A 16,423-nucleotide genomic window follows, 5' to 3' on the forward strand; every position below is an offset into this window, starting at 1 on the left:
GCGACGAGGGGGATTCGGCGTGCAGCGTCTGCGGCAGCACCCCGTTCCGCAGCGCCATCACCATCTTGATGACGCTCGCGACACCCGCCGCGGACTGGGTGTGCCCGATGTTGGACTTGACCGAGCCGAGCAGCAGCGCCCGCTCCGGGTCGCGGTCCCTGCCGTACGTGGCGAACAGCGCCTGGGCCTCGATCGGGTCGCCGAGCGGCGTCCCCGTACCGTGTGCCTCCAGGGCGTCGATGTCCCCCGGGTTCAACCGGGCGTTGGCAAGGGCCTGCCGCATCACCCGTTGCTGCGAAGGGCCGTTGGGGGCGGTGAGTCCGTTGGACGCACCGTCCTGGTTGATGGCGGAGCCGCGGACGACCGCGAGCACCGGGTGGCCGTTGCGCCGGGCGTCGGAGAGCCGCTCGACCAGCAGGATGCCGACGCCCTCGGCGAGCGTCATGCCGTCGGCGTCGTCGGAGAACGCCTTGCAGCGGCCGTCCTGGGCGAGGGCCCGCTGCCGGCTGAAGGCGACGAAGGGGGCGGGGGTGGTCATGACCGTGGCGCCGCCCGCGACGGCGAGTGTCGACTCGCCGTTGCGCAGGGACTGGCAGGCCAGGTGCAGCGCGACCAGCGAGGAGGAGCAGGCGGTGTCGACGGTGACGGCCGGGCCTTCGAGCCCGAAGACGTACGAGATCCGCCCGGAGAGCACACTCGGGCTGCTGCCGGTGACCATGTGGCCCTCGGCGCCGTCGCCGGCGCCCATGCCGTAGTCCTGGTAGCTCGATCCGATGAAGGTGCCGGTGAGGCTGCCCCGCGCCTCGGCGGGGTTGATACCGGCGCGCTCGAAGGACTCCCAGGTGGTCTCCAGCAGCAGCCGCTGCTGGGGGTCCATCACCAGGGCCTCGCGCGGTGAGATCCCGAAGAACGTCGGGTCGAACTCGTCGGCCTCGTGCAGGAATCCGCCCTGCGTCGAGTAGGTCTTGCCCTGCCGGTCCGGGTCCGGGTCGAAGAGGCCCTGGGCGTCCCAGCCCCGGTTGACGGGGAACTCGCTGACGGCGTCGGCGCCGTTGGTGACGAGGTCCCACAACTGCTCGGGCGAGCCGGCGCCGCCGGGGAAGCGGCAGCTCATGCCGATGATGGCGATCGGCTCGTCGTCGGCGGCCAGGGTGGCGACGGGTCCTGCCACCTCCAGCACGGCGCCCAGGATCTCCGAGCGCAGATAGCGGGCCAGCTCCAGCGGGGTCGGGTAGTCGAAGACCATCGTGCTGGGCAGCGTCAGGCCGGTGACGGTGGAGAGCCGCTTGCGCAGCTCGACGGCGGTCAGCGAGTCGAAGCCGATGTCGCGGAAGGCCCGGCTCTCCGGTACGGCGTCGGCGGAGCTGTGGCCCAGGACGGCCGCGGCCTCGTCGCGTACGAGGCCGGCCAGCAGCCGGTCCTGCTCGGGCTCGGCCAGGGCGCGCACGCGCGTGACGAACTCGGAGGCGTCGGGGCCCGATTCGCGCTCGGCGCCGCTGGTCAGCGCCTGGACCTCGGGCAGTCCGGCGAGCAGTGCGCTGGGCCGGCCCGAGGTGAAGACCGGTGCGTAGCGGTCCCAGTCGACGTCGGCGACCGTGACGGTCACGTCCCGCTGGACGACGGCGCGGCGCAGTTCGGTCATCGCGGGGCCGGGGTCGAGGAGGCCGAGGCCCTGCCGTTGCAGGCTGCCGGAGACCGCCTCGTCGGCGGCCATCCCCGCTTCGGCCCAGGGGCCCCAGGCCACGGAGGTGGCGGTGAGGCCGCGGGCGTGCCGGTCCTCGGCCAGGGCGTCCAGGTAGGCGTTGGCGGCGCCGTACGCGCTCTGGTGCCCGCTGCCCCAGACACCGGCGATCGAGCCGAAGAGGACGAACAGGTCGAGTTCGCGGTCGCCGAGCAGGGCGTCGAGATGGGCGGCGCCCGCCAGCTTGGCGGAGGTGAGTTCGGCGAAGTCGGGCAGGCCGAGCTGGTCCAGCGCTCCGAAGTGGCCGACGCCCGCGGTGTGCACCACACCGGTCAGCGGCAGTTCGGACGGGACGCCGTCCAGTACGGCGGCGAGCGCGTCGCGGTCGGACACGTCGCAGGCGACGACCGAGACGGTGGCGCCCAACTCTTCCAGTTCGGCGCGGAGTTCGGCGGCGCCGGGGGCGTCGGGGCCGCGCCGGCTGGTGAGGATCAGGTGCTCGGCGCCGGAGCGGGCCAGCCAGCGGCCCACCTCCGCGCCGAGGCCGCCGGTGCCACCGGTCACGAGTACGGTGCCGCGCGCGGTGAACTCGCGGGCCGCGGGCAGCTCTTCGACGGTGTGCCGGACGAGCCGCCTGCCGAGGACGCCGGAGGCGCGCAGCGCCACCTGGTCCTCGCCGTCGGGGGTGTCCTTGGTGGCGAGGATGCCCGCCAGCCGCTGTCCCGCCTGCTGGTCGAGCGTGCCGGGCAGGTCGACGAGGCCGCCCCAGCTCTGCGGGTGCTCCAGGGCAGCGACCCGGCCGAGTCCCCAGGCCGCCGCCTGGGCGGGCCGGGTGACGGGGTCGCCGGGTCCGGTCGAGACGGCGCCCCGGGTGGCCGTCCACAGGCGTCCCGCTGAGCCGGTGTCGCCCAGGGCCTGTACGAGGGCGACGGTCAGCGCGAGCCCGTTGCTGAGCGGCGGGTACGCGGCGCTGGGGGTTTCGTCCACGGGGAGGACGGAGAGCACGTTCGCGGTGCTGTCGTAGTCCTCGGTGGCCTGGAGCCGCGCGGCGAGTACGTCGCGGTCGGCGCACGCGGCGTCCAGCACCACGCGGCGTACCCGCGCGCCGTGTGCGCTGAGCGCGCCCGCCAGGTCGTCGCAGAGGGTGTCGTCGCTCCCTTCGATGTCCTCGGCGCTGACGAGCAGCCAGGTGCCGTCGAGCACCGGGGCGCCGGGCTTGCGCGGAGCGGTCCACTCGACCCGGTAGCGCAGGGAGTCGAGCAGGGTCTTCTCCTGCTTGCCGAGCCGCCAGGAGGTCAGCGCGGGCAGCAGGGCGCCGAGGGAGGTGTGCTCCTGGTCGCCGAGTCCGAGGATGGTGGCGAGTTCGTCGGCGTCGCCGCGCTCGACGGCGGCCCACAGCCGCTGGTCGCCGGGGTCGGCGAGGTCGGTGGTCGCCGGGGCGCCGAGCGCGGGCGTCTGCGGCCAGTAGAACTCGTGCTGGAAGGCGTACGTGGGCAGGTCGACGCGGCGGGCGCCGCTGCCGGCGAACCACGCGGGCCAGTCCACGCCGACGCCGTGCACCTGGAGCCGGGCGACGGCGGTGGTGACGGCGGTCTCCTCGGCGCGGTCGGCGCGCAGCAGCGGGACCAGTTCGGCGTCGTACTCGTCGCCGAGGGTGTCCTGCGCCATCGCGGTGAGCGGCGCGTCGGGGCCGACCTCGACGAAGGTGGTGACCCCTGCGTCGCGCAGGGTCCGTACGCAGTCGGCGAAGCGGACCGCTTCGCGCACCTGGGCGACCCAGTAGTCGGGCGAGCACACCTGCTCTTCCGTGACCTGCCGTCCGGTCAGGTTGGAGATCAGCGGGATGTCCGGGGCTGCGAAGGTCAGCCCCGCGGCGACCTCGCGGAACGCGTCGAGCATCGCCGCCATCCGGGGCGAGTGGAAGGCATGGCTCACCCGCAGGCGCTTGGTCTTGCGCCCCTGCGCGCCGAACGAGTCGGCGATCTCCAGGACCGCTTCCTCGTCGCCGGAAACGACCACCGACGTGGGGCCGTTGACGGCGGCGATCGAGACGTCGTCGGTGAGCAGGGGGACGATCTCGTCCTCGGCGGCCTGTACCGCGACCATCGCACCGCCGGCCGGCAGCGCCTGCATCAGCTTGCCGCGCGCGGCGACGAGCGTGCACGCGTCCGGCAGGGACAGCACCCCGGCGACATGGGCCGCGGCGATCTCCCCGATCGAGTGGCCCGCGACGAAGTCGGGCTTGACGCCCGAGGAGCGGACGAGCCGGAACAGCGCGACCTCGACGGCGAACAGCGCGGGCTGGGTCCAGCCGGTCTCGTCCAGCAGCGCGGCTTCAGCCGTGCCCTCGGCGGCGAACAGCACGTCGCGCAGCGGGCGGTCGAGCAGCGGGTCGAGTGCGGTGAGTACGGTGTCGAGCGCTTCGGCGAACGCCGGGAAGCGCGCGTACAGTTCGCGTCCCATGGCGGGCCGCTGGCTGCCCTGACCGGTGAAGAGCAGGGCGGTCTTGCCGCGCCGTGCGGCCTCGCCCTCGATCACGCCGGCATCGGTCTTGCCGGTGGCGAGCGCGGTGAGCGACCGCAGCAGCGCTTCGCGGTCCCCCGCCACCACCGCGGCGCGCCTGTCGAACTGCGAGCGGGTGGTGGCGAGTGAGAACGCGCCGTCCAGCAGGGAGAGTTCGGGGCGTGCCCGTACGTAGGACAGCAGCCGCGCGGCCTGGCCGCGCAGGGCGTCGCGGGTGCGGCCCGAGATCAGCCACGGTACGGCCGTGGGCGCGACGGTCTCAGCAGGTGTCCCGGCAGGTGCCGCTCCGGCAGCGGGCGCTGCCGCGACCGGCGCGGGCGCGGGCTGCTCGATGATGGTGTGGACGTTCGTGCCGCTGATGCCGAACGAGGACACGGCGGCGCGGCGCGGCCGGTCGCCCTGCGGCCAGGCGGTCTGCTCGGTCAGCAGCTCGACGGCGCCTACGGTCCAGTCCACGTGCGAGGACGGGGCGTCGACGTGCAGGGTCCTGGGCAGGCTGCCGTGCCGCATCGCCATGATCATCTTGATGATCCCGGCGACGCCCGCGGCGGCCTGCGTGTGGCCGATGTTGGACTTCACGGACCCGAGCAGCAAGGGCCGCTCCGGGTCGCGGTCACGCCCGTACGTCGCGAGCAGCGCCTGCGCCTCGATGGGGTCGCCCAGCGTCGTACCCGTACCGTGCGCCTCGACGACGTCGACCTCGTCGGGGACGAGTCCGCCGCTGGCGAGGGCCTGGCGGATGACCCGCTGCTGCGAGGGGCCGTTCGGCGCGGTCAGGCCGTTGGAGGCACCGTCCTGGTTGACGGCCGAGCCGCGCACCACGGCCAGCACCTGGTGGCCGTTGCGCAGCGCGTCGGACTGCCGTTCCAGGACGAGCATGCCGACGCCCTCGGACCAGCCGACCCCGTCGGCCGACTCGGAGAACGCCTTGCACCGCCCGTCGGGCGACAGACCGCCCTGCCGGGAGAACTCCACGAACACGGACGGCGTCGACATGACGGTGACCCCGCCGGCCAGGGCGAGCGAGCACTCGCCCGAGCGGAGGGCCTGGATGGCCCAGTGCATGGCGACCAGCGAGGACGAGCACGCGGTGTCGACGGTGACGGCCGGGCCTTCGAGGCCCAGCGTGTACGAGACCCGGCCCGACGCCAGGCTCGCCGAGCTGCCGCCGCCCCGGAAGCCCTCGAACTCGGGGCTGGCCAGTACGGCGCTGTAGTCGCTGTACATCACACCGGCGAACACACCGGTGGCGCTGCCGCGCAGCGACACCGGGTCGACACCAGCACGCTCGACCGCTTCCCACGACGCCTCAAGCAGCAGCCGCTGCTGCGAGTCGGTCGCCAGCGCCTCGCGGGGGCTCATCCCGAAGAACTCCGGGTCGAACTCGCCCGCTTCGTGCAGGAATCCGCCCGAGCGGGTGTACGCGGTGCCCGCGTGGTCCGGGTCCGGGTGGTACAGCGATTCGACGTCCCAGCCGCGGTTGACCGGGAATCCGGAGACCGCGTCGCCGCCTTCGCTCACGAGCTGCCACAGGTCTTCCGGCGAGGTCACCCCGCCGGGGTAGCGGCAGCTCATGCCGACGATGACGATCGGGTCGTCGGCGACCGCGGCGGTCCGGGTGGTGGCGGGCGCGGCGGCGTCGGCGCCGAGCAGTTCGTCGAGGATGTAGGTGGCCAGGCTGCGCACGGTCGGGTAGTCGAAGACGAGCGTGGCCGGCAGCCGCAGACCGGTCGCCGTGTTGAGCCGGTTCCGCAGCTCGACAGCCGTCAGCGAGTCGAACCCCAGGTCGCGGAAGGCGCGTTCGGCGTCGATGTCCTCGCCGCTCGCATGGCCGAGTACGACAGCGACCTGGCCGCGGACGAGGTCCAGCAGCATGTCGTGCCGATCGGTCTCCTCCAGCCGGTTCAGCCGCTGGACGAGATCGTTCGCGGTCGCCGATCCGGCGACGGCGGCCCTGCGGGAGCGGGTACGGATCAACGAGCGCAGCAGCGGCGGGACTTCCCCCTGCGCCCGCAGGACGGCCAGGTCCAGCCGGACCGGTGCCACGGCCGCCTCGCCGGTGGCCAGCGCCGCGTCGAACAGCGCGACGCCCTGCTCCACCGACAGCGGGGGCATGCCGGACCGGGCCATGCGCCGCATGTCCTCGTCGGTCACACCGCCGGTCATGCCGCTTGTGCTGTCCCACGGGCCCCAGGCCAGTGACACACCGGGCAGGCACTCGGCGCGCCGGCTCTCCATCAGGGCGTCCAGGAAGGCGTTGCCCGCCGCGTAGTTGGCCTGTCCCGCGCTGCCGAACAGACCGGCGACGGACGAGAACACCACGAAGGCGGACAGGTCGAGACCGCGGGTCAGCTCATGCAGAGCCCAGGCCGCGTCCGCCTTCGGACGCAGCACCGCGTCCAACCGCTCAGGAGTCAGCGAACCGACCACACCGTCGTCCAGCACCCCCGCCGTATGCACCACGGCGGACACCGAATGCGCCGACAGCAGCGCCGCCAGCGACTCACGGTCGGCCACATCACATGCCTCGACCGCGACCTCGGCGCCATGCACCTCAAGCTCCGACGCCAACTCGGCTGCGCCGTCGGCGGCCAGTCCCCTGCGGCTGACGAGCAGCAGTTGCCGTACGCCGTGCTCCACCACCAGGTGCCGGGCCAGTACGGCGCCCAGACCGCCCGTACCGCCGGTGATCAGCACACTGCCGCCGACGCCCCACTCCGGGCCGACGCCCGTGCCGCCCGCTGTCCGCCTGCGCACCAGCCGGCCGGCCCGCACCTCGCCGCCGCGTACCACCAGTTGGGGTTCGTCCACACCCAGCGCCCTGCGCGGCAGCGCGGCCGGGGTCTCGGGGTCCAGATCCACCAGGCCGAACCGGCCGGGGTGCTCCGCCTGCGCGGAGCGGATCAGGCCCCATACCGAGGCCGCGGCCGCGTCGCGGCCGCCGACGGCGCCGCGCGTGACGAACACCAGCCGCGCTTCGGCGAACCGCTCGTCGGCGAGCCATGCCTGGGCCGTCGCGAGCGCGGCAGCCGCCAGCGTGTGCGCGGAGTCCGCCGCGCTGCCGGTCAAGTCGCCGGTGACAGCGGTCAGTACGACGTCCGGGACCGGTGCGTCCGCCGCCGCAAGGGCGAGCAGATCCGGGTGGGTCACTGCGGTACCGGCCGCTGCCAGGTCGTCGGCGAGCCCGAACACGTCGGCGCCCACCAGGGCCACCCGTCCGGGGTCGGTCGTACCGGTCCGTACTGTGATCCAGTCGAGGCCGAACAGCGCGTCCCTGCCGACCAGGGCGACGGGGCCGAACTGCTGGGCCGCGACGGGCCGCAGCACCAGCGCCTCGACGGAGACGACCGGCTCGCCCGAGGTGTCCGCCACGGCGAGCGACACCGCGTCCTCGGCGGCCGGGGTCAGCCGTACGCGCAGCGCGGAGGCGCCGGTCGCGTGCAGCGACACGCCCTCCCAGGAGAAGGGCAGTCCGCCCTGGCTCTCCGTGCCGAGCTGCGCGAAGGAGGCGGCGTGCAGGGCGGCGTCGAGCAGCGCGGGGTGCAGCCCGAACGCGTCGGCCTCGGCCGCCCCGCCCTCCGGCAGCACGACCTCGGCGTACACCTCGTCGTCCCTGCGCCAGACGGCCCGCAGGCCGCGGAAGACCGGGCCGTACTCGAAGCCCTCGTCGGCCAGTTGGGGGTAGAGCCCGTCGATGGCGACCGGTTCGGCGCCGGCCGGGGGCCAGATGTCCGTGTCGAGGAGGGAGCGCTCCTCGCCGATCTCGCCGACGGCGAGCACACCGGTGGCGTGCCGGGTCCAGGCGCCCTCGTCGCCGCCCTCGGGGCGGGAGTAGACGTTGACGGTGCGACGGCCCGAGTCGTCGGGGTTTCCGATCCACAACTGGACCTGGACAGCGCCCTGTTCGGGCAGGATCAGCGGGGCACCCAGGGTCAGTTCCTCGACCCGGTCGCAGCCGACCTCGTCGCCCGCCCGGACGGCCAGTTCCAAGAACGCGGTGCCGGGGAGCAGGGTGGTGCCGCGCACGGCGTGGTCGGCGAGCCACGGGTGGGACTGGAGCGAGAGCCTGCCGGTGAGCAGGACCCCGTCGGAGTCGGCCAGCGAGACGGCGGCGGAGAGCAGCGGGTGGTGGGCGGCGCCGAGTCCGGCGGCCCGCAGGTCGGCGGTGTGCCCCTGGCTGGCCTTGGGCCAGTACCTGCGGCGCTGGAAGGCGTAGGTGGGCAGCGTGGCGCGGCGGGCGCCGGTGCCTTCGAAGTAGTCGTCCCAGCGGACGGCGACGCCGCGCACGTGCAGCCCCGCCAGGGCCGTGGTGACGGTGTGGGTCTCCGGGCGGCCGGCCCGCAGTACGGGGAGCGCGGTGGCGCCCTCGGCGGCTGCGGCCTCGATGCCGTCCTCGGTCATGGCGGACAGGACGCCGTCGGGGCCGAGTTCGAGGAAGGTGGTGACGCCGTGGCCGAGCAGCCAGTCGACGCCGTCCGCGTACCGCACGGCGCTGCGGACATGGTCCACCCAGTAGTCGGCGGAGGTCACCTGGGCAACCGTCGCCGGCTCGCCGGTGACGTTGGAGACGAACGGCGTCAGCGGGGCCTGGAGGGTGAGCCCCCCGACCACGGCGCGGAACTCCGCCAGCATCGGCTCCATCAGCGGCGAGTGGAAGGCGTGCGAGACCCGCAGCCGCTTGGTCTTGCGGCCTTCGGCCTCCAGCCGTGCGGCGATCTCGCCGACCGTCCGCTCGTCACCGGAGAGTACGAGGGCGGCGGGGCCGTTGACGGCGGCGAGGGACACCTGGTCCTCGTGTCCCGCCAGCAGCGGTGCGACCTCGTCCTCGGTGGCCTGCACGGCGACCATCGCGCCGCCTGCGGGCAGCGCCTGCATCAGCCGGCCGCGGGCGGCGACGAGCGTGGCGGCGTCGCCGAGGGAGAGCACCCCCGCCACATGGGCGGCGGTGATCTCGCCGATCGAGTGTCCGGTCAGGTAGTCGGGCTTGATGCCCCAGGACTCCACGAGCCTGGCCAGCGCGACCTCGACGGCGAACAGGGCGGGCTGCGCGTATTCGGTGCGGTCCAGCGCCTCGGCGTCCTCGCCCCACAGCACGGCGCGCAGCGGCCGGTCCAGCCGGTCGTCCAGCTCGCCGAGCGCCGCGTCGAGGGCTTCGGCGAACACCGGGAAGCGGCCGTACAGTTCACGGCCCATGCCGAGGCGCTGGGAGCCCTGTCCGGTGAACAGGAACGCCAGTTTGCCGTCGCCCTGGGTGGCGCCCTGCACCCGGTCGGCCGCGGGTGCGTCCTCGGCGAGCGCGGTCAGTCCGGCGAGCGCGGCTTCGCGGTCGGCGGCCAGGATCACGGCGCGGTGCTCGAAGCCGGCCCGGGTGGTGGCCAGCGAGAAGGCCGTGTCGACGAGCGGCGTCGCGGAGTCGGCGTCCATCGCGGCGAGCAGTGCGGTGGCCTGGGCGCGCAGCGCCTCGGGCGTACGGCCGGACAGCGGTACGGGTACGACACCGGGCTCGACGGCGGGCTCGCTGCCCGCGCTGCCGCTCGCCTCGGTGTCGCCGGCCGCGGAGTCCGCGGCCTCGGGGGCGGGGGCCTGCTCGACGATGGTGTGCGCGTTGGTGCCGCTGATGCCGAACGAGGAGACGGCGGCCCGCCGGGGCGCGCCGGTCTCGGGCCAGGCGGTGTTCTGGTCGAGGACCTTGACCGCGCCCTGCGTCCAGTCCACGTGCGAGGAGGGCTCGTCGGCGAGCAGCGTACGCGGCAGTACGCCGTGCCGCATCGCCATGACCATCTTGATGACACCGGCGACACCGGCCGCCGCCTGGGTGTGGCTGATGTTGGACTTGACCGAGCCGAGCAGCAGCGGGCGGCTCTCGTCGCGGTCGCGGCCGTACGTCGCCAGCAGGGCCTGCGCCTCGACGGGGTCGCCGAGTGTGGTGCCGGTGCCGTGCGCCTCGACGACGTCGATCTCGTCCGCGGACAGCCGGGAGTTGATGAGGGCCTGCTGGATGACTTCCTGCTGGGAGGGGCCGTTCGGCGCGGTGAGGCCGTTCGACGCGCCGTCCTGGTTGACGGCGCTGCCCCGCACGACGGCGAGGATCTCGTGGCCGTTGCGCCGGGCGTCGGAGAGCCGTTCCAGGACGACGATGCCCACGCCCTCGGCCCAGCCCGTGCCGTCGGCGGAGTCGCCGAAGGAGCGGCAGCGGCCGTCGGCCGAGAGGCCGCCCTGCCGGCTGAACTCGACGAACGTGCCGGGGCTCGACATGACCGTGACGCCGCCGGCCAGCGCGAGGGTGCACTCGCCCGAGCGCAGCGCCTGGGCGGCGAGATGGATGGCCACCAGGGACGACGAGCAGGCGGTGTCCACCGTCACGGCGGGGCCGACCGTACCGAACGAGTAGGAGATGCGGCCGGACAGCACACTGCCCGTGTTGCCGGTGAGCTGGAACCCTTCGGCGCCGTCGGCGGGCCCGACCCGGTAGTCCTGGGCCATCGCGCCCATGAACACACCGGTCTGGCTGCCCTTGACCGAGGTCGGGTCGATGCCCGCGCGCTCGAAGGCCTCCCAGGCCGATTCGAGCACGACGCGCTGCTGCGGGTCCATCGCGACGGCCTCGCGCGGCGAGATGCCGAAGAAGTCGGCGTCGAAGTCGGGCGCTTCGTGCAGGAAGCCGCCGGAGGTCGTGCTGGACGAGGCGAGCGCCTCGGCGTCCCAGCCGCGGTCGGTGGGGAACTCGGTGATGCCGTTCTCGCCGGCCTCGACCATCCGCCACAGGTCCTCGGGCGACGTGACCCCGCCGGGGTAGCGGCAGGTCATACCGACGATGGCGATCGGCTCCCGGGCCGACGTCTCCAGCTCGCTCACCCGCTGGCGCGTCCGTCGGAGATCGGCGGTCGCAAGCTTGAGGTAGTCCCGGAGCTTCTGTTCGTTGTCCATCTCAACTCAACCCATCTCGACAGCCAGCGACCGAACATGAATCACGCCGGACATCACACGCTCGTCGTCCAAAGCAATAAATGAAAAAGCCACATGGCTTCACAGCGATTACGGAGAAGCCATGTGGCGAGTGTCGTCGCGACCGCGACAGGAATTCCCTAGTCCTGCCCGGTTTCCCGGCCGACTACCAACTGGAGGCCAGCAGAAGGTCCCCGTACTGGTCCTCCCGATGGACCTGGGCGAGGTCGGCGTCGACCATCATGTGCATCAGTTCCGGGAAGTCGACGCTGGGCTTCCAGCCGAGCCTGGTCTGCGCGTGCTTGCTGTCGGCGCAGAGGATCTCCACCTCGGCGGGGCGCACCAGACCGGGGTCGATGACCACGTAGTCCTCCCAGTTGAGGTCGACGTGCTCGAAGGCGATCCGCACGGCGTCGGAGACGGAGTGCATGGTGCCGCTACCGACCACGTAGTCGTCGGGGTCGTCCTGCTGGAGCATCAGGTGCATGGCGCGTACGTAGTCGCCCGCGAAGCCCCAGTCGCGTACCGCGTCGAGGTTCCCCAGGTGCAGTTTGTCCTGGAGCCCCAGCTTGATCCTGGCGACCGCGAGGGAGATCTTCCTGGTCACGAACTCCGAGCCGCGGCGCGGGGATTCGTGGTTGAAGAGCATCCCGGAGACCGCGTACATCCCGAAGGACTCACGGTAGTTGCGGGTGATGAAGTGCCCGTACGCCTTGGCGGCGCCGTACGGGCTGCGCGGGTGGAAGAGCGTCGTCTCCCGCTGCGGCGTCTCGGCCGCCTTGCCGAACATCTCCGACGACGACGCCTGGTAGAAGCGGATCTGGCCGGCGTCGGCCGCCGTGCGGGAGCTGTTGAGACCGCTCACCATGCGGATCGCCTCCAGGACCCGCAGGACACCCATGCCGTTGACCTCGGTGACCAGTTCGGCCTGCTGCCACGACATCGGCACGAACGAGATGGCACCGAGGTTGTAGACCTCGTCGGGCTGCACGGTGTCGACGGCGGAGACCAGGCTGCCCTGGTCCATGAGATCGCCCTCGACGAACGACAGATCCGAGACGAGCTTGCTCACCCGCGACTTGCGCGGATTGGCCTGGCCCCGGATCAATCCCCACACCTGGTAGCCCTGCGACAGCAGGTGCTCGGCCAGATACGATCCGTCCTGCCCGGTAATTCCGGTGATCAGTGCGCGCTTGGACATTCCAACCCCTTCTCGACCACGAGAGACCGCCCAAACGCAGAGCTAGGTCGACGACCTTGCATCGAATACGCTTCTGTCCGGACGATAGACATCGGAACGCTCGCAAGCCGCCGACCTCGGTGTCAAGAAATCCCCGGCATACTAGGGAATTCCTGAGTCCGGCCGCCGGCCGGAAAGCGGAAAAGTAAGAACACTAGTGATTTTCGGGCGTCCGGTGCGGTGCACTGGGTGCGTCGGCGTCCGGGCCGGCTCTGTCAACCGGAGTGTCATTCCGTGCTGTTCAGACTCCTGCGCATCCATATACGTCCCTACCGGGGAGCGGCGGCTCTGCTGGTCCTTTTGCAACTGGCCCAGATCCTGGCCACGTTGGTGCTGCCGACGCTGGGCGCCGCGCTCATCGACAACGGGGTGGTCCGCGCGGACAGCGGCTACATCACCCGGGTGGGGGCGGTCATGGTCGCCGTGGCCCTGGTCCAGATCGCCTGCGCCGTCGGCGCCGTGTCGCTGGGCTCGCGCACCGCGATGGCGATGGGGCGCGACATCCGCTCCGTCGTCTTCCGCCGGGTGCTGGACTTCTCGGCCCGCGAGGTGGGCAGGTTCGGCACGCCCTCGCTGCTGAACCGCACGGTCAACGACGTCCAGCAGATCCAGACCCTGGCCGTCTCGGGCTTCGGCATCGTCGTGTCGGCGCCGCTGATGTGCCTGGGCAGCATCGCGCTGGCGCTCCAGCAGGACGTGCCGCTCGCGCTGATCCTCGTGCTGCTCGTGCTGGTCGTCGGCGTCGCCTTCGGTCTGCTGCTGGCCCGGATGGGCGTGCTCTACGAGCGGATGCAGACGTATCTCGACCGGCTCGGCAGGCTGCTGCGCGAGCAGATCACCGGCGTACGGGTGGTGCGTTCCTTCGTCAGGGACGGCTACGAACGCGCGCGGTTCACCCGGACCAACACCGAACTCTACGACGTCTCGCGGCGCGTCGGCCGCCTCATCGCGACCATGCTGCCCGTGGTGCTGCTGCTCATGAACGTGTTCATGGTGGCCGTCCTGTGGGTCGGCGCGCACCGGATCGACGCGGGGACGATGCGGATCGGCGCGATCAGCGCGTTCCTCAGCTATCTCTCGCTCATCCTGATGTCGGTCGTGATGGTCGCCTTCGTCTTCCTCTCGGTGCCCCGCGCGAAGGTGTCCGCAGGCCGCGTCCAGGAGATCATCGACACCCCGACGAGCGTCACCCCGCCGCCGGAGCCGGTCGCAGGTTCCCCCGCTGCCGCCGGTCAACTCGTGCTGCGCGGGGCGGAGTTCCGCTACCCGGGCGCCGAGAAGCCGGTGCTCCAGGGGATCGACCTGACGGCGGGGCCCGGCGAGAGCGTGGCGATCCTCGGCAGCACCGGCAGCGGCAAGACGACGCTGCTCAATCTGGTGCTGCGGCTGTTCGACGCGACCGACGGGTCCGTGCGGGTGGGCGGCGTCGACGTACGGGAGCTGGCACCCGACGCGCTCAGCCGGGCCGTCGGATTCGTACCGCAGAAGCCGTATCTGTTCTCGGGGTCCGTCGCGAGCAATCTGCGCTTCGGGCGTCCCGAGGCCACCGACGAGGAGCTGTGGGAGGCCCTGCGGACCGCCCAGGCCGCCGAGTTCGTCCGGCGGCTTCCCGGCGCGCTGGACGCCGAGATCTCCCAGGGCGGCACCAACGTCTCGGGCGGGCAGCGGCAGCGGCTGGCCATCGCGCGCACCCTGCTCCGCCGGCCGGACATCTACCTCTTCGACGACTGCTTCTCGGCGCTCGACTACGCCACCGACGCGGCGCTGCGGACCGCTCTCGCGCCCGAGACGGCGCGGGCGACGGTCATCACCGTCGCCCAGCGGGTCGACACCGTACGGACCGCCGACCGCATCGTGGTCCTGGACGAGGGGCGCATCGTCGGCGCCGGCACCCATGACGAGCTGCTGCGTGACAGCTCGACGTACCGCGAGATCGCGCTCTCCCAGCTCACCGAAGAGGAGGCCGTCGATGGTCTCGCCCGGCAGCCGTAGCACATCCGAGGCGCGCGAATCCGAGGCGCGGGAGCCCGAGGCGAGCGGGGCGGGGCGGCGGCTCGTCGGGCTGCTCCGGCCGCACCGCTCCCGTATCTTCCTGGCGCTCGCCCTCGGCATCGGCGGGATCACCCTCAACGCGTTCGGCCCGCTGCTGCTCGGCAAGGCCACGGACCTGATCGTGGACGGCACCATCGGCGGCGCCCCCGGCGGCGCGGCCGGCTCCGGGGCCGGCTCCGGGGCGCCCGGGGTGGACTTCGGCGAGGTCGGCAGGGTGCTGCTGCTCCTGCTCGTCCTCTACGTCGCGGCCTCGCTGTTCATGCTCGCGCAGGGGCGGCTGATCGCTGCCGTCGTGCAGCGGGTCGTCTTCGACCTGCGGGAGAAGGCGGAGGACAAGCTGGGGCGGCTGCCGCTGCGCCACTTCGACCGCCATCCGGCGGGCGAGGTGCTGAGCCGCGCCACCAACGACGTCGACAACCTCCAGCAGACGCTCCAGCAGACCCTCGCCGAGCTGATCACGTCGATCTTCTCCATCGTGACCATGCTGATCCTGATGCTGGTCATCTCGCCGTCGCTGGCGCTGGTCATGCTGGCGAGCGTGCCCGTCTCCGCGGTGCTCGCTGCCTGGATCAGCAAGCGCGCCCAGCCCCGGTTCGCCGACCAGTGGGCGGCCAACGGCTCGATGAACGGGCATGTCGAGGAGATCTACACCGGCCATTCACTCGTCAAGGGCTTCGGCAGGCGCGCCCAGGCCGAGCAGCGGTTCGACGCGCACAACGAGGCGCTCTACCAGGCGGGCAGGAAGGCCCAGTTCGCCTCGGGCACCATCGAGCCGTCGATGATGTTCATCGCCAACCTCGGCTATGTGGCGGTCGCCGTCGTCGGTGCGTGGCAGGTGGTGCACGGCTCGCTGAGCCTCGGCGACGTCCAGGCGTTCATCCTCTACTCCCGCCAGTTCAGCCAGCCGATCGTGGAGGTCGCGAGCGTGGCGGGCCGCCTCCAGTCGGGAATCGCCTCGGCGGCGCGGGTCTTCACGCTGCTGGACTCCGACGAGCAGGACCCCGACCCCGCGCACCCGCGCACCCCCGAACGGGCCGCCGGCCGCGTGCGGTTCGACCGTGTCTCGTTCCGCTACTCCCCCGGCACCCCGCTGATCGAGGACCTGTCGCTCACGGTCGAGCCGGGCAGCACGGTGGCGATCGTGGGGCCGACGGGCGCCGGCAAGACCACGCTGGGCAATCTGCTCGTACGGTTCTACGAGGTCGGCGGCGGGCGCATCCTGCTCGACGGTACGGACATCGCCGCCATGACCCGCGACGACCTGCGCTCCCGGTTCGGCCTCGTCCTCCAGGACACCTGGCTGTTCCGGGGCACGATCGCCGAGAACATCGCGTACGGCAAGGCGGGCGCGACGCGCGAGGAGATCGTCGCCGCTGCCCGCGCCACCTGCGCCGATCGGTTCATCCGTACGCTGCCCGACGGCTACGACACCGTGCTGGACGACGAGTCGGCCGGCGTGAGCGCGGGCGAGAAGCAACTGCTCACGGTGGCAAGGGCGTTCCTCGCCAAGCCGGCGGTGCTGCTGCTCGACGAGGCGACCAGCTCGGTCGACACCCGTACCGAAGTGCTCATCCAGCGTGCGATGAACACCCTGCGCGAGGGCAGGACCAGCTTCGTCATCGCGCACCGGCTGTCCACCATCCGCGACGCGGACGTCATCGTGGTGATGGAGTCGGGCCGCATCGTCGAGCAGGGCACCCACGACGATCTGATCAGGCGTCAGGGCGCCTACGCCCGCCTGCACGCCGCGCGCGCCCATGACGCCTCGGGTGCGCAGGCGGACGCGCCGGCCGATCAGCCCTCTTCGGCCGCGGCGACCCGGCCCGCGTAACGCCGGCTCCAGGTGGTGTCGGGGAAGACCTGGAAGCTCAGAGCCTAGCCCGTCGGGCCGCCGGTCAGCGTCATCCTGGCGATGACCGTCCCCGCGGTCCCGCCGTCAACTCCTGTGGGTTACATGCGTTGTTCGTAGCGTGTTCAGCCCC

4 protein-coding genes (1 of these 4 running past the window's edge) are annotated in these 16,423 nt (G+C 72.4%); 2 read left to right on the forward strand and 2 right to left on the reverse strand.

Annotation, left to right across the window (positions count from 1 at the left end; translation table 11 throughout):
• Positions 1 to 11,131, reverse strand: partial view of a type I polyketide synthase gene (locus ACZ63I_RS16845; RefSeq protein WP_469339334.1) — the 5' end (the start) only. Its footprint begins 17,465 nt before the window's first position; only the first 11,131 of its 28,596 coding nucleotides appear in the window; it begins with the start codon at positions 11,129 to 11,131; its stop codon lies off the left edge, out of view.
• A gap of 184 nt (positions 11,132 to 11,315) precedes the next feature.
• Positions 11,316 to 12,350 (reverse strand): GDP-mannose 4,6-dehydratase, encoded by a 1,035-nt coding sequence (locus tag ACZ63I_RS16850; protein WP_469339336.1) that lies wholly within the window; start codon positions 12,348 to 12,350, stop codon positions 11,316 to 11,318.
• 273 nt (positions 12,351 to 12,623) lie between these two features.
• On the opposite strand from ACZ63I_RS16850, the gene ACZ63I_RS16855 reads away from it, so the two are divergent.
• Complete coding sequence (locus tag ACZ63I_RS16855) at positions 12,624 to 14,381, forward strand: ABC transporter ATP-binding protein (protein ID WP_469339338.1); 1,758 nt, start codon at positions 12,624 to 12,626, stop codon at positions 14,379 to 14,381.
• The gene (locus ACZ63I_RS16860) at positions 14,284 to 16,272 is read left to right on the forward strand and encodes an ABC transporter ATP-binding protein (protein WP_469339340.1); all 1,989 of its coding nucleotides are present in this window, start codon (positions 14,284 to 14,286) and stop codon (positions 16,270 to 16,272) included. Before ACZ63I_RS16855 ends, ACZ63I_RS16860 begins: the two co-directional genes overlap by 98 nt.
• Positions 16,273 to 16,423 lie beyond the last annotated feature (151 nt).

The sequence above is a fragment of the Streptomyces sp. NPDC087906 genome (genome assembly GCF_055584925.1).